At 45.0% G+C, this 20,012-nt stretch carries 12 protein-coding genes; 7 read left to right on the top strand and 5 right to left on the bottom strand.

Going from position 1 to position 20,012, the window contains the following annotated elements; translation table 11 throughout:
* Window positions 1–3: 3 nt before the first annotated feature.
* From CD05_RS0108615 to CD05_RS0108630, 4 genes are read right to left on the bottom strand one after another with little or no spacing between them, the layout of a single operon-like run.
* Window positions 4–6,060, bottom strand: a complete 6,057-nt coding sequence (locus tag CD05_RS0108615) for a hypothetical protein (protein WP_028510173.1) — start codon at window positions 6,058–6,060, stop codon at window positions 4–6.
* Between the two features lie 16 nt (window positions 6,061–6,076).
* Window positions 6,077–6,520: a hypothetical protein gene (locus CD05_RS0108620; RefSeq protein ID WP_028510174.1), complete on the bottom strand. Its 444-nt coding sequence runs from the start codon at window positions 6,518–6,520 to the stop codon at window positions 6,077–6,079.
* A gap of 24 nt (window positions 6,521–6,544) precedes the next feature.
* Window positions 6,545–6,781: a DUF6760 family protein gene (locus CD05_RS21400; RefSeq protein WP_347495173.1), complete on the bottom strand. Its 237-nt coding sequence runs from the start codon at window positions 6,779–6,781 to the stop codon at window positions 6,545–6,547.
* A complete protein-coding gene (locus CD05_RS0108630) occupies window positions 6,721–7,089 on the bottom strand; it encodes a hypothetical protein (RefSeq protein ID WP_028510175.1) in 369 nt (122 codons plus the stop codon). Before CD05_RS0108630 ends, CD05_RS21400 begins: the two co-directional genes overlap by 61 nt.
* A gap of 871 nt (window positions 7,090–7,960) precedes the next feature.
* Here CD05_RS0108630 and CD05_RS20585 point away from each other — a divergent pair.
* The 7 genes from CD05_RS20585 to CD05_RS0108670 all read left to right on the top strand — a co-directional run bounded on the left by CD05_RS20585 (window position 7,961) and on the right by CD05_RS0108670 (window position 17,874).
* Window positions 7,961–8,104 carry a hypothetical protein gene (locus CD05_RS20585; protein WP_156947383.1) on the top strand — a complete coding sequence of 48 codons (144 nt, stop codon included), beginning with the start codon at window positions 7,961–7,963 and terminating at the stop codon, window positions 8,102–8,104.
* Window positions 8,105–8,173: 69 nt separating this feature from the next.
* Window positions 8,174–9,058, top strand: coding sequence for a site-specific integrase (locus CD05_RS18010; RefSeq protein ID WP_278244791.1), 885 nt, complete (start codon window positions 8,174–8,176; stop codon window positions 9,056–9,058).
* A 519-nt stretch (window positions 9,059–9,577) separates the two neighbouring features.
* Window positions 9,578–9,871: a hypothetical protein gene (locus CD05_RS0108650; protein WP_028510177.1), complete on the top strand. Its 294-nt coding sequence runs from the start codon at window positions 9,578–9,580 to the stop codon at window positions 9,869–9,871.
* 144 nt (window positions 9,872–10,015) lie between these two features.
* A complete protein-coding gene (locus CD05_RS0108655) occupies window positions 10,016–11,719 on the top strand; it encodes a hypothetical protein (RefSeq protein WP_028510178.1) in 1,704 nt (567 codons plus the stop codon).
* 106 nt (window positions 11,720–11,825) lie between these two features.
* Window positions 11,826–12,164 carry a hypothetical protein gene (locus CD05_RS0108660; protein ID WP_028510179.1) on the top strand — a complete coding sequence of 113 codons (339 nt, stop codon included), beginning with the start codon at window positions 11,826–11,828 and terminating at the stop codon, window positions 12,162–12,164.
* A 213-nt stretch (window positions 12,165–12,377) separates the two neighbouring features.
* Window positions 12,378–16,037: a hypothetical protein gene (locus CD05_RS0108665; protein ID WP_028510180.1), complete on the top strand. Its 3,660-nt coding sequence runs from the start codon at window positions 12,378–12,380 to the stop codon at window positions 16,035–16,037.
* 292 nt (window positions 16,038–16,329) lie between these two features.
* Window positions 16,330–17,874 (top strand): hypothetical protein, encoded by a 1,545-nt coding sequence (locus CD05_RS0108670; protein WP_028510181.1) that lies wholly within the window; start codon window positions 16,330–16,332, stop codon window positions 17,872–17,874.
* A gap of 382 nt (window positions 17,875–18,256) precedes the next feature.
* Here the strand turns inward: CD05_RS0108670 and CD05_RS0108680 are convergent, their stop codons facing one another.
* Window positions 18,257–20,008, bottom strand: a complete 1,752-nt coding sequence (locus tag CD05_RS0108680; protein ID WP_028510182.1) for a Na/Pi cotransporter family protein — start codon at window positions 20,006–20,008, stop codon at window positions 18,257–18,259.
* Window positions 20,009–20,012 lie beyond the last annotated feature (4 nt).

The following is a 20,012-nucleotide window of genomic DNA, read 5'->3' on the forward strand; positions in this document are numbered from 1 at the left end:
TTCTTACTGCGAGAACCTCGATCTGTCAAAGCGAAGCCTGCTGCGCAGTTTTCTTATCATTTCCTCGGATATGCTGTCCATATCTGACGATCTGAGTGTCTGTGTTTCCATTACACGCTGCTTTTCGAGCAGCTGCTCTATCATTTTGGTGTTTTGCTGCACCTTTTCCTCGGTGCGCTCTATGGCCGCCATAGCATCGCCTATCCCGCGTGTGCCCATATCAAAACTCGGTGTCAGTCCTGCGCTTGCACCCTCTATGAGGTTGCCGAACTGCCTCTCAAGCTCAGCCTGAGTGGGCTGATGAGGCGGGGCTGTGCTTATGTCGTGGGCATTTGCCGCCGCAGGCTCACGGTAATGCAGCGTGACCGTATCGTGTACGGCATCGGGCTTTATCATATCCACCCTTCCCTCATCTGTGCGGGGCGCTGTCAGCGTTTTGCCGTTAAGTATGCTTATGCTTTTGCGCCCGATGATATTCTTTGCTGCGGGCACAAGACCCATGCTTTCTATCAGCGTCTGATAGGTCGGTCGGGTGTGGGTTGTCAGAGTATTATTTGATGTGTTGTATACATCGCCCGACTGCGCCGGCTTTTGCTCGGTGAACCGTTCAAGCAGTTCATTTAGTATGACCCTTTCGCCCGCTTGTCGCATTTGCATTTCGGGTGCGGGCAGTACTTTATCTTCGCTCTGTGAAGTCGGGTGATATTTGTTATTTAACAGGCTGATGCTAAGGTTGTTTATGACATTTCTGCTCAGCGGCACAAGACCCATGCTTTCTATCAGCATCTGATAGGTCGGTCGGGTGTAGGCCGTCAGAGTATTATTTGATGTGCTGTATATGTCACCCGACTGCGCCGACTTTTGCTCGGTAATCCTTTCAAGCAGTTCATTTAGTATGACCCTTTCGCCCGCTTCTCGCATTTGCATTTCGGGCGCTGGCAGTGCTTTATCTTCAATCTGTGAAGTCGGGTGATTTTTGCTGTTTAACAGGCTGATGCTAAGGTTATTTATGACATTCCTGCTCAGCGGCACAAGACCCATGCTTTCTATCAGCATCTGATAGGTCGGTCGGGTGTAGGCCGTCAGAGTATAATTTGATGTGCTGTATACATCGCCCGACTGCGCCGACTTTTGCTCGGTAATTCTTTCAAGCAGCTCGTTTAGTATGACCCTTTCGCCCGCTTCTCGCATTTGCATTTCGGGCGCTGGCAGTGCTTTATCTTCACTCTGTAAAGTCGGGTGATATTTGTTATTTAACAGACTGATGCTAAGGTTGTTTATGACATTTCTGCTCAGCGGCACAAGACCCATGCTTTCTATCAGCGTCTGATAGGTCGGTCGGGTGTAGGCCGTCAGAGTATTATTTGATGTGCTGTATATGTCACCCGACTGCGCCGACTTTTGCTCGGTAATCCTTTCAAGCAGTTCATTTAGTATGACCCTTTCGCCCGCTTCTCGCATTTGCATTTCGGGCGCTGGCAGTGCTTTTTCTTCACTCTGTGAAGTCGGGTGATTTTTGCCGTTTAACAGACTGATGCTAAGGTTATTTAAAATGCTCCTGCTCGGAGGCACAAGACCCATGCTTTCTATCAGCGTCTGATAGGTCGGTCGGGTGTGGGTTGTCAGAGTATTATTTGATGTGTTGTATACATCGCCCGACTGCGCCGGCTTTTGCTCGGTGAACCGTTCAAGCAGTTCATTTAGTATGACCCTTTCGCCCGCTTGTCGCATTTGCATTTCGGGTGCGGGCAGTACTTTATCTTCGCTCTGTGAAGTCGGGTGATATTTGTTATTTAACAGGCTGATGCTAAGGTTGTTTATGACATTTCTGCTCAGCGGCACAAGACCCATGCTTTCTATCAGCGTCTGATAGGTCGGTTGGGTGTAGGCCGTCAGAGTATTATTTGATGTGTTGTATACATCGCCCGACTGCGCGGACTTTTGCTCGGTGAACCGTTCAAGCAGTTCTCTTACAGTTTCAAGGTGATAAGCCGCCCTATGCACCGTGGGGACAGCCGCAGCGGGCGCAGCATCTGTGCCGCGCTCATCATCAATGATAATACTATCCGCATTATTACCGCCCGTTTCAATGCGCTTTGGTTCAATAGCAGTTTCGGGGGGCGCTATACCAAATGTACCAACATTATGCACACCGCGCACTTTTGCGGAAGGGAGAGAAAGCCCCGATTGCAGCACGGCTGATTCTTTCATCATCGGGCCGCGCATATTTGCCGTCTGTATGACCCTATGAAGAATACCCCTCTGTTCGCCGCCAACAGCCGTGAAATACAGCTCGGCAAGCTGCGCAGAAAGCTCGTCCTGCATTTTCGGGTCGCTCACAAAAGCTTTGACCTCGCCGATATTTTTGCCAGAAACAAAAGTGATCAGCCGCTGCCCGACAGCCTCTGTGACAGATTTTTTTTCGTTGACAGCCAAAATGACATTTGCTATCGCCGAGCTTATGCGCTCGGTCATGTAGCGGTCTTTGGCACTCGTGTGAGCCGTGCCGCCGGACTGCGCTTGGTCTGTAACGCTGCGTATCATAAGCGAAAGAGCCTTTGTCCTTTCGGCTATACTCATTTTTTCAAGCATTTTATCGGGAGCGGTCTCCCCGTGCTTGTGACTTTCAAGATAGACCTTTGTAACGGCCGTGTCGTATATCCTGCGCTCATCGGGCGTCAGCTCGGCGCCCTCATCAAGCAGCCTTTCAAGCATTGATACCGCAGCAAGGCTATTACTGTTGCGAGGCCGCTCCTGCACCGCTTTCGCCAAAGGTCTTAGCCTGTGGACATACCTTTCCCCGATCCCGGACATATACTCCGCACCGCCCGAAAGGAAGGTATTCATGATAAGCAGCCCAAGCTCTGCAAGCCCGCCCGCCCTCTCGGCATTACCGACGCCTTCAACCTTGTAGTTCGGGTTTTCGGTGTTGTAGGTGAGGTTTTCGCTGTTGAAATTGTACTCCGCGTCGGCGGTGTTGACAACGCTTTCCAACACGTTATTAACAGTCAAATCACCCTCGTGTGTGACTGTTGTATCAGCCGAGTTTGTGACATATGTTGCCGACGAATTATCGGCGATATTCTGCTCTGTGTTTTCGGTCTTGTAAGTGAGGTTTTCGCTGTTGTAATTGTACTCTGTATCTGCGGTGTTGACAACGCTTTCCGACACGTTATTAACAGTCAAATCACCCTCGTGCGTGACTTCTGTATTTGATGTATTTGTAACAGATGTTGCCGACGAATTATCGGCGATATTCTGCTCTGTGTTTTCGGTCTTGTAAGTGAGATTTTCGCTGTTGTAATTGTACTCTGTATCTGCTGTGTTTACAACGCTTTCCGACACGTTATTAACAGTCGAATCGCCCTCGTGTGTGACTGTTGTATCAGCCGAGTTTGTAACATATGTTGCCGACGAATTATCGGTATAATTCTGCTCGTTTGTTTCGGTCTTGTAAGTGAGATTTTCGCTTTTATAATTGTACTCCGTATCGGCGGTGTTTACAACGCTTTCCGACACGTTATTAACAACCGAATCACCCTTATGTGTAACTGTTGTATCAGCCGAGTTTGTGACATATGTTGCCGACGAATTATCGGCGATATTCTGCTCGTTTGTTTCGGTTTTGTAGGTGAGGTTTTCGCTATTGTAATTGTACTCCGTATCAGCTGTGTTTACAACGCTTTCCGACACGTTATTAACAGTCGAATCACCCTCGTGTGTGACTGTTGTATCAGCCGAGTTTGTGACATATGTTGCCGACGAATTATCGGAGATATTCTGCTCTGTGTTCTCGGTGTTGTAGGTGAGGCTTTCGGCGTTGTAATTGTGCTCCGTGTCGGCTGTGTTAACAACACTTTCCGACACGTTATTAACAGTCGAATCGCCCTTATGTGTGACTGTTGTATCAGCCGAGTTTGTGACATATGTTGCCGATGAATTATCGGTGATATTCTGCTCGCTTGTTTCGGTTTTGTAGGTGAGGTTTTCGCTGTTGTAATTGTACTCTGTGTCGGCGGTGTTGACAACGCTTTCCGACACTTTATTAACAGTCGAATCACCCTCGTGTGTAACTGTTGTATCAGCCGAGTTTATAACAGATGTTGACGATGAATTATCGGTATAATTCTGCTCGTTGTTCTCGGTCTTGTAGGTGAGGTTTTCGGTGTTGTAATTGTACTCTGTATCTGCGGTGTTTACAACGCTTTCCGACACGTTATTAACAGTCGAATCACCCTTATGTGTGACTGTTGTATCAGCCGAGTTTGTGACATATGTTGCCGACGAATTGTCGGCGATATTCTGCTCGTTTGTTTCGGTTTTGTAGGTGAGGTTTTCGCTGTTGTAATTGTACTCCGTATCAGCGGTGTTGACAACGCTTTCCGACACGTTATTAACAGTCGAATCACCCTCGTGTGTGACTGTTGTATCAGCCGAGTTTGTGACATATGTTGCCGACGAATTATCGGCGATATTCTGCTCGGTGTTCTCGGTCTTGTAGGTGAGGTTTTCGCTGTTGTAATTGTACTCTGTATCTGCGGTGTTTACGACACTTTCCGACACGTTATTAACAATCGAATCACCCTCGTGTGTAACTTCTGTATTTGCGGTATTTGTAACAGATGTTGCCGATGAATTATCGGCGATATTCTGCTCGCTTGTTTCGGTTTTGTAGGTGAGGTTCTCGCTGTTGTAATTGTACTCCGTATCGGCGGTGTTAATGACACTTTCAGAGACGTTATTAACAGTCGAATCACCCTCGTGTGTGACTTCTATATTTGCAGTATTTGTAACAGATGTTGCCGACGAATTATCAGTGATTGTCTGCTCTGTATTCTCGGTCTTGTAGGTGAGGTTTTCGCTGTTGTAATTGTACTCTGCATCAGCGGTGTTGACAACGCTTTCCGACACGTTATTAACAACCGAATCACCCTCGTGTGTAACTTCTGTATTTGCGGTATTTGTAACAGATGTTGCCGATGAATTATCGGTATAATTCTGCTCGTTGTTCTCGGTCTTGTAGGTGAGGTTCTCGCTGTTGTAATTGTACTCCGTATCGGCGGTGTTAATGACACTTTCAGAGACGTTATTAACAGTCGAATCACCCTCGTGTGTGACTTCTGTATTAGCCGAATTTATAACAGATGTTGACGATGAATTATCGGTGATATTCTGCTCGTTTGTTTCGGTTTTGTAGGTGAGGTTTTCGCTGTTATAATTGTACTCCGTGTCGGCTGTGTTTGTGACGCTTTCCGACACGTTATTAACAGTCGAATCACCCTTATGTGTGACTGTTGTATCAGCCGAGTTTGTGACATATGTTGCCGACAAATTATCGGTGATATTCTGCTCTGTGTTCTCGGTGTTGTAGGTGAGGCTTTCGGCGTTGTAGGTATACTCTGCGATATCGGTATTTACATTACCGTCGACAATATTCGACACCGCAGGCGGCAAAAAATCATCGGGCTGCGGGGCGTCCGCGCCGACTTCCTTTTTATAAACGAGTTCGGGCGAAGAGGTATGCTCGTATATGCCCGAATAAGCATGACCCTCGCTTTGCAAGCCAAAGAAACGCTCGCTGACAGTCTGCGTATCAACAAATGAATAAATGCTGCCGTCGCCGTTGTCAAGCCTTGTTAAAATAAGCTCGCCGTCAAAATCAGCGGAGCTCTCAATAAAAGTCTTTGCCTCGTTTATCCTTATATATGCGTTGTTGTCGGTCATACGCAGACGCTCGATACGGTGCTCGATGTCACGTGAAACCGCCGCGGCATAGCTCTTGCCCACCGTGGGGTCTGTGAGCCTGCCGTCGACAAGCAGCCTGTGTATTATCAGCAAACGAAGGGTATATGCAACATCATGCCGCACAGCCTGCTCCTCTGAGAGCCTGCTGTCGAGCGCATTTAAAAACACCAGCGCATCGCCGCTTATCGGGAAAGGCTCGGTGCCGCTGTATTTTTCAATTATCCCCGCAGCGAATGAGCTTGCGCCGGAGAGCGCATAGAACCGCTGCCTCATAGGTGATATTATCGCAATGTTTCGTGCTGTCATACGCTCCATAGTATCACCTCACAGCTTAAAGGCTAAAGGGCAAAGCAACCTCGGTCAGACCCGTGTGCGCGATCTTGAGAGTCTGAACCATTACCGTGCTTTCCAAAGCATCGAGGGACGAGAATTCCCGCTCAACGATTATACCGCCCGATGCAAAAAACATTCTAACAATGCTGCCGTTTTTCTTTACCGAAATGGTTATAGCATCTATCTTCTTGCCTACCGAAAAAAAAGAAAACGCCGTGTCGGTAAGCGTAGAATGAAGACCTCGCTCAAACAATAGAAAATCGGGAGTGCGTTTTGGCTTTCTGAGTATCACGGGGGACTCGTTGCTGCCGCCCTCGACAATAGTCTCTATCTCGCACGAGCCTGCAAGATTTGAGACTCTGCTGAAGCTGTAATTGAACCCGTCAAGATTCACCGTAAAAGAATAGCCGGGTATAAAATCCTTTGCGGAGGAAACGCCCACAGTAACACTCACCGCCCTTTATCATCAGATGTTGAAAATATTCTCCGGTTCATCGTTGAGCTTGCTGTTGATGCGGGATATCTCCTTGCACCAGCGCTGACGCTCTTTATGGCTGAAACGCGCTATCTCGCTGTTCTGCCAGTGCATATAGTAACCGATGAACGCCATTTCTTCATATATCTTGTCTGCCGGATATGTTACTATTCTCCGGCTTCCAGAAAATTTACTGGTATCTCGATAGGTTGCCCGCAGTGAGGACACACCGATTTATACACGGGCATCTCCATTGTATTTATCTTTGAATAAAGATCCTGAAGGTATGCAAGATCTATGGTGAAAAGCCCCTCTACCACACGTGTGTCAACCGCGGGTAGAGTTCCGAGGCTCTTGATGACCCTTGACAGTATTATAATAGTAAGATAGCCGGGGTTTTGCTGCACTCTCGGATCCTTGAGCGGTATTATCTCATCGCCTGCATTGGCCAGTCTCATAACGCCCTCGCGGTGCAGATTTCCGTTCATATCCATATAGCCCTTGGGTAAAGTAAAGTTGAATTCCGTTTCAAACATCGTTACTGCTCCTTTCACAAAGTGATCATCATGTCCCGATCTCAGGGCATAATTACTTATTTTTATGATACTTTTTCAACTTATTATAACATTATTTGTCCATTAAATGTCCATTAAATGCTACAGGGCTATTTATGTTTTGTGAATAATTCCTAAATTAAAGCCGCATTTTATGCACATTAAACAAAATGTGCAACTTTAAGGCAATACCGCACGACCATTGTATGTCAGATGCGCTGACAAATTTTTCGTCAGATTGCCTATATCCGCCGCAGTTTTACTGGCGTAAGACAAGGTGGATTTGGGCGATATGACGGAAAATTTTCAAGCATATGGCATACAAAGGCGTAAGCCGTTGGTTGTGCGGTGTTGCCTTAAATAACAGGCTCTTCGGGTATACGCCTCTTACACCCGTGTTGAAGACATACATAAGAATAAGCAGACAGACGTGCTTGTGCGGCACATCTGTCTGCCCTAAAAGTGTGTCATGTGACACACTTTTCTATCGTCCTTTACTCTCTGTTGATAATAGTTTCGATCATTTCACAGTAAGTTATGATTATATGCTGTACGCTTTGTTGTACAGCAAAAAGTACATGGTATTTGACTATTCTTCCCTGTTGTGATATGATTTAGATACACAATAAAAACTTAGGAGAAAGTCAATTGATCAATATGGGTGATTATATCTCCAAGCTGGCAGAGGAAGAAAAACTCCGCAGGGAGAAGGAGCAGAAAAAGCAGCCACACAGAAAGAAACTAAAAAGATAAACAGAACAGGAGACCAGCAGCGTATCTTGACTTTAAATCGTAAAAGTAATATAATAAAAGTGCAGAAATACGCCAATGGTCTCCGAAAGGAGGTAGCCACATGGCATCAATTGAAAAAAGAGGAAACAGTTACAGGATCAAGGTATCCTGCGGTTACAAGGTTGACGGAACACAGGTAGTGCATCGAATGACATGGACTCCCGAGCCTGATATGACGCCCAAGCAGATCGAAAAGGAATTGTAGAGGCAGGCGATTCTTTTTGAGGAGGAGTGCGGTCATGGACAGGTCGCTTCGGCGGTCAAATTTGAGGTACTGTCGGAGGAGTGGTTCGAGCAGTATGCAAAGCTCAATCTGAAAAGCACTACATGCACCAGACAACGCCAACTGACCAAACGTGTCTATAAGGCGATAGGTCATATCCGCATCGACAAGCTGACCGCAAGGGATATCCAGAAATTCATCAACAGCCTTGCCGGGGAAGGAGTAAACGAGCATACAGGCAAGCCGCTGTCACACAAAACAATGGTGCATTACTTGTCGTTCATATCGACGGTGCTCGACTATGGTATAAGAATGGATATGCTGTCGGACAATCCGTGCAGGAGAGTGACCGTCCCGAAGGGCAGCAAGAAAAAGCGGCATATTCTTACAATGGAGGAAACACAGCATTTCTTTACGCTGCTTGACGAGCACGCAACGATCAAATGGAAAGCGTTTTTCACGCTGATAATTTACAGCGGTATGCGTCGGGGTGAAATGTTAAGCCTTGAATGGCACGACATTGATCTTCAAACTGGAGTTATCCACATTGAGCGGACGTCGAATTATACAAAGGCAAGGGAAATCTACACCGATACCCCCAAGACCGAAAGCTCGGTGCGTTTCATAAAAGTTCCGATGAATGTGATAGACGTTTTGAAAGAATACAGAGAATGGCAGGATAGTGAGATCAGGCGACTCGGCAGCAAGTGGAACGAAACTGACCGCCTGTTTACAAAGTGGGATGGGCGACCTATGAATCTTCAATCACCTTATGGCTGGCTGAAGGAGTTTTGTGAGGAACACAGCTTCCCATTTTATGGAATTCACCAATTCAGACACTTGCATACCAGCTTACTTATCGGTGCAGGTATCGACCCCACCACGGTTTCGGGAGTTTTAGGCCATGCCCAAGTTTCTACCACAGTCTTTCTTTAGCGATGATATCTGCATCAGCAGCAAGATTGATCATCAAGCATTATGCCGACTTAAACGGAGGCAATATTAAGATCATATATGACCAAACAGTAATACCTTATTCCCACTGTATACTTGGATTTTGGCTATTCTTCACAATATACAAGCTGCTTACAAGATTTGATTCTCTTTCGGACAAGCTATACAACATTTGCAAAACACTTGACAAGTATTCCTATGAAATATACATATGTCACTTTATGTTTTTAGCAGGTGTTCTATCTATGCGTGATCTGACATCTATTATAGCAATAAACATTATTCTAGCAATTATGGCAACTATATGCTATGCGATCATACTCAACAGAATTTCAAGGTATATACTAAACTGCCTTCACAAGTAACCTCCGCTTAAATAAACAGCCTGTATTTTCCATTTTCCGGAGCTCAGGATAATGCAGGCTTTTTTTTGCACCCAAATGAGCTTTTCGGGGGTATTACTATCGGAAAACCCAAATAAAATATTAGGTGGAATAAACCATGACTGTAAAAGAAAGATTACAGGAATTGCGTGAGCAGATAGCAAACACACCGGGTAAAAATGATAAGAAAGGGCTTTTTATAGAGCTTTTGGCTTACAATAATTATGCCGTTGCAAACGGCGACGACCGTGATATTACTTCCATTAAAGAACTTGACAGCTACTGGAAAAAGCCTATAACCAAACACGGTGTATTTGATAAGATGTATGATGACCTGACTGACGAGCATATCATAAACCACGCTAATGATCCGAAAGGCTTCAAATCTGCACTTGAAAAGGCGCAGGATTAATTCGTAAAAGATAGTCTAAAGGCCGAAGAGGATAAATTCTTTAATACGCATGAAAAAATCAGCGATAAAGAATTTGAAAGAAGAACAACTAAAAACGGCTGGGCATTAAAGCAAGACAGCGTTATAGTAGGATATCTGTATAAGATGGCAAAACAAACAAATGATGAAAAGTTAGTTGCAATGTATGAAAAGTTTCTTTCTACAGATGCAAGGGATCCTGCTGTGCGCAAGCAGATGCTCACCGAGGTGAATGAAGCATTTTCCACATATGTCAAGACAAAATATCTTGTTTCGTTAAATTCTGTAGCAATGCGTGTATTTAAAAATAAGGTAAAGGAAGACCCGACCCGTGAGGAGATAGACAAGGCCTGCAAGGAATATGAAGCAATTGAAAAAAAGAATAAGGAAAGAAGCATCAAGGAAGCTAAGAAAGCAGCCGAAGAGAAGGCGCTGAAAGATCGTGAGGCTAAGGAACAGGCAGAACTTGTTAAAATTCTTGCGAAAAACGGCTGGCCGGAGGCGGATCTGGCAGCCGATAAGTTCTACAGAATACTTGTAAAGTCCATACACAGAAAGTTGACAGAAACAACAGACGGCGTAAATGAATTTTTTGAAAAGCTAAAAAGCACAAAGCTTGAAAAAGGCGCTGAACAAAAGCAGATGAATGAGCTTATTGATGAAGGTGTCGCACTGGCTGAAAAAAAAATAATTGAAATATACAAGAATGACGAGTACTTCAAAGCGAAAAGATATCTCTGCGACGTATTTCGTAATTACAATAAGGAAAAAGAGCAGTTTAACAAAAGGCTAAAAGAAAACGGCTGGTTAGACCAAAAAGAGCACAGAGAGACATCTGCCCTGTATGATGCAACACATATTACGACTGCGAAGGTGACCGATAAAAAGCCCCTTATGGCTTTTTATGACAAGCTGTGGAATACAAAGATCGACGAAAAGTTCCCGAAGGCGCATAAGTATGCTTTAATAAAAGAGCTGACAAAAGCATACAATGCTGTAAAGTGGGATAAAAATGCAAAGGCAAAAGATGCTCCGATAGAGATCAAAAATGCAAAAAAGCTGATAACCGCCGAGGAAGTAGAGAAGGAAAAGGAGAATTACTACGGCCTCGGCAAGCTCAAGAATGAGGAAAAAATCGGCGGCAAGTTTAAGGAGCATGAGATCAGAGGAGATCTGCCGACCTTTGATGACCTTGTTGATGAAGAAAAGATAGCACAGCGCAGGCAGAAGGAAGAACAGAAGAGGCTCAGGCAGGAACAGAAGAGGATACAGCAAAGGATCGAGCAGAAAGAGCAGCTTGAACAGCAGAGATTACAGCTTGAACAGCAGGAGGCACAAAAAGTAAGTACAGCCATTATGAACAAGCTGCGTAATTATAAAACGGATATAAATACAGCACCTGCTTTCTATCAGCGCGGGCATCAGGATTCGGACGAGATAAGCATACTTAAAGAAAAGGCTGCCGCAGTTATCACTACAGTAAACACTGCACAGGATACACATGATAACCTTATGGAGAACGAGCTGTTCAAAAGGCAGCTTTTTGAGGCATATACTGCTGCTGAGGCATTCAAAAGGGCAAAGCGCATTGAGGCTAAAAAAGACCCTTATGACAAGAGCTATATTCCCGGCTCAAACATGGGGCAGGCAAGATGGAGGGCTGCCGATACCATTATTGACCTTGCAAAGACATACATAGGCGATACTATCGCAGAGTATGAGACCTTAAAGGAAAAAATGAATGTAACTAAAGAAACCAAGCCAGAAAACAATGTGGTACAGCAGAAGATAAACAAGGAATATGATAAGATAAAGCAGGATATACTGTAAGATCAATGTTCGTGACAGCAGAAATTCATTCATAGAATTCAATAAGGAAAAAGCAAGCGATAACAAGACATTGGTAAACAATACGGCGGCTGTATTGGCGTTACACATGGTAAACAGCCTTTATCAGACAAATGCTCAGGCAGGCGTTACAGATGATTTTGATAAGGAAGAATTTTCAAATAATGTGTTATTCGCAAAGGGTGAGATGCAAGTCCGTGACGACTTTAAGCGCATGATGGATACAAATACCCCCGATGAAATAATCACAGCAGCCACAACAAACGGCGGCAAGCCGCTTATTGACAAGCTCGCAGCCGCTAAAAAGGCACTCGCAGCAGAGGCACAGCTCGCAAATGCCAACAAGGCAGACAAGAATGGTCTTGAAAATGTCAACGAGATCAATAATAACAGCAATATCATCAAAGATGCTGCAAAGAATAGTTAAAGATTTATAACAAAAAGGCGATCTCTACAAAGAGGTCGCTTTTTTGTTTACTTTCCCTTCCCTTTCGTGATCGGCAGTAATATGTTTTTGCGCCAAACCCCTTATACGTACACAGATCTTGCTAAAGCAAAAAAAAAATAAGACCCGTCTGCACCCAAAGGCTTTGTCACAGGGTATTATTAGTAGGAATAATAATATCAGGAGGTAATGATCATGCCGCTAAAAACCGAAGCGCAGATAAGAGCAGAGATCTCTGCGAAAATGAAAAGACTTTTTGACCTTGGCGATACAGTAGGTATGGCCGATCTGTTTGAGGAGGTATTTGAAAAGTACCTTCCCACAGAAAAAAGCGAAAATTCAAATGACATTGAGGCAAGAGCCTTAAAGGATGAATTTGCAAAGCTGTTAAGGACGCAGGACAAGAAAAAAGGCGCCAAACTGACCTTAGACCTCAGAGACGAGCTTGCAAAAAGAAAGATCAAGCATATTATTGAAGCCGCTCCTGTACTGGATGATTTTGAGGGTAAGATCAAAAACCATGAGATCCCCGAAGCCGAAGCGTATGTCGATGACCCGAAAGCAGTTAAAAAGCTTGCCATAATAGCAACGTTAGGCTCCAAGAGCTTTAATATGGTAAAGGTCGATGAATCAGCAAGCTCAATTGTGGCAAACGCTATACGTGACGTTGACATCGACGAAGACGGTGAATTGATAAACTCCGGGTTTAGTGATGCATATGAAGATGAGCTTGCGTCAAGGCAAAGTCTTGAGGATGTCACTAATAAGGTATGGAACGACAGCGGTCTGCCGCCTGAGCAGATAGACAGGATACGCAGCGATCTTGACAGGAACGTAGTCGATCCCATAAGCTACTATGATTTCTACTTTAACGATTACTATGTTGACGGCTCGCCTGTATTCAAGACAGTTTCCGAAGAATCGACACGCTACCTTAACTATGAAAACGAGAGGTTTGAAAAGCGTATCAGCGATATCGAAAACCAGGTCAAAAATGAAGCTGCGAGCAAGGCAGAGAATGACACATACATAGAATACTTTGAAACCACGCAGAAGCTTTCACAGATCCTCAAACTACAGAAGGATCTTGTAATACCTATGCGTATATCAATGATAGGTAACGAGCAGCAGAAGCAAAGAGCAGAAAAGCTGCTTTATGACCCGATAAGTGAGCTTATAAATGCTGATGAAGTAAGAAAAATGACCCCTGCCCGGTATTCCGAAAAGCTTGAGGAAGTTATTGCCGGCATGGAAAAGAGCATTAAGGAACAGGAAGTTTATGTAAGCGCCTCAAACAGCATTTCTGACATGAGCCATGATATTGCAATAGATAAGATCAGCGGAACAGTCACTTCTGCCATTGTTTCCGATAAACCAACAGAAGAGATAATAAAAGACACAAATCAGGCTATCAAAGAATCATATAACAAAGGCATAGAAAGCGCTAATGAGAACATAATCTTAGCCTGCCAGAAGGATCTTCTTGATAACCTCAAGCAGTGGAATGAAAAGCTCAAAGGCTTTGATAACGAAAGTGTCAAGGAGATAAAGGACGAGCCTTTTTCTGCAAATATAGACAGAAAGTATAAGGAACGTCAGAAGCTTCTTGACCGATCTGAAATAGTACCGGACACGATAGAGTACATAAAGCTTAAGGAAGAGCTTGCAGAAAGAAAAAGGATTAAAGCTGCCGGTGATAAGATAACGGGCTATCTTGAAAGTGACCTTAAAAATATTGAAGAATACCCCTGGCTCTCCTGCACGAGCAGCCTTATAGAGGCGAAGCTTTCCGCAAACGGCGGCAGAGTCACCAAGGCAAAGGAAGACGCAATAAACGGGTTCTTCAACAAGCTTGCCGAGAGAAAATACTTTGAAAAAGGAAACGAAAAATTCATCTCACTTCTCGGCAAGGAGCTGAATGAACGCCAGAACGAAGCAGAAAAGTCGTTTAAAAAGAAAGTGCGGGATATCAAGTCAGATATCCTTTCGGGCAAGGTGCCGGGAGTGTTTGCTGAGAGTGATGAAATGGCAAGGGCTATCGCTTCTGACATAGCTTACCATACCACGGACGAGGGTAAGGTGCTAAAAGCAATACATGACACCAAAAAGCAGATCATCGGAGCCCTTTCAAAGGGAAATGGATGGAGATCTTACATAGCAAACCACAAGGGCGATAAAACAGAAAAAGACCTGAGCGCACTGTATCATGTTCAAAAGAATATAGGCCATGAAGCTGAAAAGTTCGGCTATACCGTAACAGATGATATCACAAAACAGACACCTGGCACGGTATTTGAAAAAATACCTTATAAGTTCCGCAGGATAGCCACTGCTGACAATACGGATCTTTTCAATATGCGTAACAGCTACATCGCCAAGCTCAACGATATCGAGCTTTATGATTCTGTTATCGGGAACATGACAGATTATGCAAACAGTGTACTCAAAGTTCTCGGCGAAACAAACAAAACGAACCACGAGAACTCCAAAACATACAACAAAATGGTAGGTGACCTTAAAGCGATCGCCAAGCTCGGTGAGGGTGAAAAGAGGCTTGAGATATCCACAGAAGAAATAGATACACTGATCGGGAACATTAAAAGATCATCGGAGGCATACGAAAAAGAGCACACCGGTATGTTCGTCGGCAGATCCAAAGGCTTTGGCAAAACAAGACTCAACGCATCAAAAACACTTAAGGCCTTTGCCGATGCTTCTATGAACCAGCTTTCACAGCACAAGCAAATGCTTACCCCCGACAGGCCGATAAAAGCACAGCAGATCGAGCTGGAGCAAGGCATCAATGCCATTGACAAAACAGCCCTTGACAAGGGGTATGGTGCCTATGTCCGTAAACAACTGGACCCGCAGGTCTCTAAACTTGAAGAATTTATCAATAATGCAAACGCTCACCAGCACGTCAAAAACGGCAGCGTGCATTACGATAATGCCATTCACGCCGCATATGATCTGAAAAAAGCATTAGAAAATGGTGATGCATCAGAGATCGAAAATGCCGGCAAAACTCTTAAGGAAAGAGTCAACAACTACTTAAACCATAAGAGAAGACAGGTGTTTGACGGCAAGCTGCCTAATGCGAAGGGGCAGCAAAGAATAAACGCTATGACAGACCTTCATCTTGCAGGCGGCTCAGCTGTGGAATATGCTAAAAACCTTGCTGCTGTAAAGAAAGATATGCAAACACTGCCCGAATACGAAAAGGCTATCCGGCAGGAGAAAGAAAACATTATCAAAAGAACTGAACTCGAACAGCAGAAGATAGACCTTGACAATAAGAATATCCTTCAGGCGCAGGTCGAGCTTGGGAAAAAGGGCATTGATAAAATGATAAGCGAAAACGCAGTGATATATGACAAGCGCAACGCAAATCCTTCCATCAGCGGAATAGACAAGGCTTCGGCAAATGCTGCATATGATGCGTTTAATACGCTTAATATATTAGGTAACTCAGGTGCACTTGACAAGGAATCCATGCAGGATGCCAAGGAGAGTATCGCACAGCTGGTCATCGACAAAATGATCCAGCTCGACCACGGCAGGACGATCCACAAAAAGCTTGGGTCTATGAACGAAGAACAGGTCAAGAAGCAGCTTGGCGAAAAAGCCAAGGAGCTTGCTAAAAGCCCCGCATTTGAGGCGGCTGTTCCGAAAAACATCAACTCTACGTATATCAAGAAGCTCCTTGCAGATTACGACGGCAACGGAATAATGCAGGTAAAAAACTCCATAGAAAGCTACCGTAAGGCTGTAAGAAGCATAAACCAAAACGTAGAAAATGTCACGGGAAAGAATGATAACAAGGTCATAGAAAAAAACATCATCAAAAAAGTATAAGCTTTGCCAAGGCAAAATGATAAGAATAAGGCGTACAGCTGCTTAAAACAGTTCTGTACGCCTTGTTTATTTATGTGCTATACAGTCGGGCACCTTTTGTATATGGATGACCGTGCCGGGAAACAGATAATTATTTTTTATGGTTATATACTTGACACACCAATTAAAATGCCTTAGATAATGGGGTTCGGGGCGAAGCCCCGATGGGTCGGTAACGAGGGCGAAGCCCTCCCCCATACTCTCCCGAGCTCGCTGTGAGCGAATGCTCACACCACGAGCAAAAGCACTGCACGTGGCAGCAGAAGAAGACAAGTTTGCTGTAAACGACCACGAGTATTTTGATGTCAAGCTCCCCACTTCAAGACAGAAGCGCATTGATGAGGCACAGTTCAAGGAGTTCAGAGGAAAATTAGCTGCTAGCGGCTGGAACGGCAGCTTTGACAAGAGCTTTGCTAAGTTTCTTTTCGGCGCCAAGAAATATATCAGCGGCAATGAGAAATATGCCAACAATGAGGAGCTCGTAAACGCCATAGAAAAAGCTGAAAAGTCTGATCCGTCGGGCAGATTCAGTAATTATAACAAGGGCGAGGTCTTCAATGAGCTGGTAGATGTATTTGAAAAGCAGGGTCTGATGAATGATCCCGAATTTGATGATACAAAGAGCATTGGCATAGAGTTCAGCGAAAACCTCGAAAAGGCATATAATGAAAGCAAGAAAGAATACCTTAAAGAAAAGGAAAAACTTGAAAGAGAGCAGAGGGAAAAGGAAGAAGAGGAAAGAAGTATCGAGGAGCAGCGCAAAAAGATAGAAGCGTCACGGATAAAGCGTTATACTGTCAAAAATGATATAGATGATGATTTTATCGTTGAAGGCGACGAGGTCATTGAATACCTGAACGACTCAGATGAAGATTTCTACGTTGAGAACGATTCCCTTACAGAAAACGGATCGTCGGGCAAGCCGGAGGAGAGCACAGACAAAAAGACAGATGATGCACAAAACTCCGAGGTGAAGAATGAAGGGGTGATCCCTCCTACCGAGGCTGAAAATAAAGACGCCCCGGAAAAGCCCGAGATCAAAAATGAGGAGAAAGCGCCACAGACTGAAACTAAGAATAATAAGGTATCGGCTAAAGATGCCGAGGAAAAGAAACTTGATGACAGGATAAATGTAAACGGCACGGAGATAAAGGTCCTGATAGACATCAAAAAGCAGCTTGATACAACTCACAGATTCGGCATAGACCATGATGACTCACAGGCTATCATCAATCTGCGTAAGAGTTTGCAGGATCTGATAGATATCAGGCAGAAGCACTTGACAAGAATAGCTGATGAGCAGCCCGACATTTTAGAGGCGACAGAGCGTGTATGTATTGCCAGCAGAGCGTATATCAAAAAGATCCGTGAAAAGGCACACGTCTCAGACACAAACCGCAAATGGAAGCCCACCTCAAATATGGGCAGGGAAAGATACGGCGGTGCACAGGTCCTTGAGGATATCACGGGCAAGGCGCTGGGCTTTGAGGCTATGGGAGAGCTGTTCCCCGATGCAGTAGATACAGCTGAGCCTGAGATCGTTCAGAGAACCGATTCTCTGGCGGAGATTGAGGATTATGATCCGAGACAGAAGGGTGGAGTCCACGCAAACAAATACCTTGAAAAAACTATGGATAATATACGAAGTGAGTTTGAGAATTCTAAAAATCTGCCTGATGCACAGGGTGCCAATGACAAGCCTGCCATCAATTCACCTGAGCACAAGAAGGATGTTGTAAAACGCCTTATCTCAAAAGCGGTGGCTGCACACTCTGCGGCTGAATGGGAGAAAAACTAAATAGAAAACGGCGGAAAACCTCTTTCACAAGCGGCATTTAACGAATTCACGGATAAAATCGCACGGACACTTCCGAATCACAAGGCATTCAAGGTATATGTAAAAGACCTGTCTGCTACAGAGCTTCTTGAAAGGGCGCTTCAGGACGACGGCAAGAGCCTTTATGCAGGAATAATAAGCTCAAATCAAAAGGTGAAAAAACAGAATAACGTAAAGCCGCCGAGAACTGTAAAATCAAAGACTACAGATGATCTTACAAATGCCAATGTGCTTTCCGAGCAGATAAAGAGGGTAAATACCATTAACTAAAAGAAGTAAATAACGGTGCATACTGCATCACATTAAACCAAAACCACCGGTCAGACCGGTGGTTTTGGTTTCTTTATACAGAAAGCCTGTATTTTTCATGATACGAATTGTAAGCGCCAATAAACTGCTCGGAACGCTGTGCTTTCAGTTCACTCAGATATACATGACTTCTCATGCTCGACTTTGCTATCTGTATGATAGATACCGCTATATTTGAGCAGTGGTCGGAAACTCTCTCGCAGTTTATCAGCAGGTCGGACAGGTAAACGCCAAGCTCAGGGCTGCACTTGCCCTTGCGAAGTCTGTCGATATGCTTATCCCTGATCGCAGCGGTGAGGTCGTCGATGACTTCCTCGAGCGGCTCGACATTCATAGCAAGCTCGGTATCATTATCCGCAAACGCCTTGACAGTAAGACCTGAGATCTCTGTAAGTGCGGCAAAAAGCGTGGAGAAATCGGATTTAGCACTGTCTGAAAAGCTCTGGCTGTTACGTTCCATTTCCTGCGCTATCTGTATCATATTTATAGCGTGGTCGCTGATACGCTCAAAGTCGCTGATCGTGTGCAGAAGCTCGGTGACGGTACGGCTGTCCTCGTCCGTCAGGCTGACTGCGGATAATTCCAGCAGGAACGTGGAGAGCTGATCTTCCATTTCATCAAGGAGCTGCTCCTTTTCCTCCACGCTCAGCACAGCCTTGTCTGAATAATCAAACATTGCCCTGAGTGCTTCATGAAGTGCGTCCTTTGCGCCCTGTGCCATGTCCACCGTCTTTTCTCTGCACTGTGAAACAGCGAGGGGCGGTGTGGCGATAAGGCGCTTATCGAGAAGAACAGAAACCTCGGCTTCTTTGGAATCGGGTATCAGCTTTTTTGCAAGACTAACAAGCTGAGTGGAGAACGGCAGAAGTATCAGCGTTGTGAAAATATTGAAGATCGAGTGCACAGCGGCAATTTCTACTGCGCCTATGGGCTTATCCACAAAGCTGAAGTGAATGAATGCATCAAGTCCGTAGAATACCGTAAGGCAAATGACAGTACCTAAGATATTGAACGACATATGTACAACGGTAACTCGCTTTGCGTTCTTATTGACACCTATGGAGGAAAGCAGCGCCGTAACACAGGTACCGATGTTCTGCCCCATAATGATCGGGATAGCCATTCTGTATGAGATCGTGCCTGTCAGAGAAAGCGCCTGCAGGATGCCGACAGATGCCGCTGAGGACTGTATCACGCCTGTGAACACAGCACCAAACGCAACGCTGAGAAGCGGATTTTTGAATGCCACAAGAAGCTTGCTGAAGCCTTCCATTTCGGCAAGGGGCGAAACCGCATCCTTCATCAGCTCCATACCGAACATCAGCACCGCAAAGCCCACCATGATCGTACCTATGTCCTGACGCTTTTTCTTTTTGCTCATCATTATCATGATGATGCCGATAAGAGCCACGATAGGAGCAAAGTTTTCGGGCTTGAGCATTGAGACAGCTATGCTATCGCTTTTGATACCTGCGGTGCTTAGCAGCCACGCTGTCAGCGTTGTGCCGATGTTTGATCCCATGATAACGCCGACAGTCTGTTCAAGCTGCATCAGCCCCGAATTGACAAGCCCGACGAGCATTACCGTCATAGCTGATGAGGACTGCACAGCAATTGTAATACCGGCACCCAGGGCAAGGCTCTTGAATGGATTGGAGGTCATTTTTTTGAGAGTCGCTTCCAGCTTGCCGCCTGCGATCTTCTCCAAACTCTGTGACATAACGTGCATACCGAACAGGAAGAACGCAAGTCCTCCGCAAAGGGTACATATTGAAAAGATGTTCATTTTA

Origin of the sequence: Ruminococcus sp. NK3A76 (genome assembly GCF_000686125.1) — a bacterium.
Taxonomy (GTDB): domain Bacteria; phylum Bacillota; class Clostridia; order Oscillospirales; family Ruminococcaceae; genus NK3A76.

Bases quoted from the DNA above. Each gene is read 5' to 3' on its own strand.
- CD05_RS0108650 (WP_028510177.1), top strand. From the start codon at position 9,578: ATGACTGTAAAAGAAAGATTACAGGAATTGCGTGAGCAGATAGCAAAC.
- CD05_RS20585 (WP_156947383.1), top strand. From the start codon at position 7,961: ATGGCATCAATTGAAAAAAGAGGAAACAGTTACAGGATCAAGGTATCC.
- CD05_RS0108665 (WP_028510180.1), top strand. From the start codon at position 12,378: ATGCCGCTAAAAACCGAAGCGCAGATAAGAGCAGAGATCTCTGCGAAA.
- CD05_RS0108615 (WP_028510173.1), bottom strand. From the start codon at position 6,060: ATGGAGCGTATGACAGCACGAAACATTGCGATAATATCACCTATGAGG.
- CD05_RS0108630 (WP_028510175.1), bottom strand. From the start codon at position 7,089: ATGTTTGAAACGGAATTCAACTTTACTTTACCCAAGGGCTATATGGAT.
- CD05_RS0108660 (WP_028510179.1), top strand. From the start codon at position 11,826: ATGGTAAACAGCCTTTATCAGACAAATGCTCAGGCAGGCGTTACAGAT.
- CD05_RS0108655 (WP_028510178.1), top strand. From the start codon at position 10,016: ATGGCAAAACAAACAAATGATGAAAAGTTAGTTGCAATGTATGAAAAG.
- CD05_RS0108680 (WP_028510182.1), bottom strand. From the start codon at position 20,008: ATGAACATCTTTTCAATATGTACCCTTTGCGGAGGACTTGCGTTCTTC.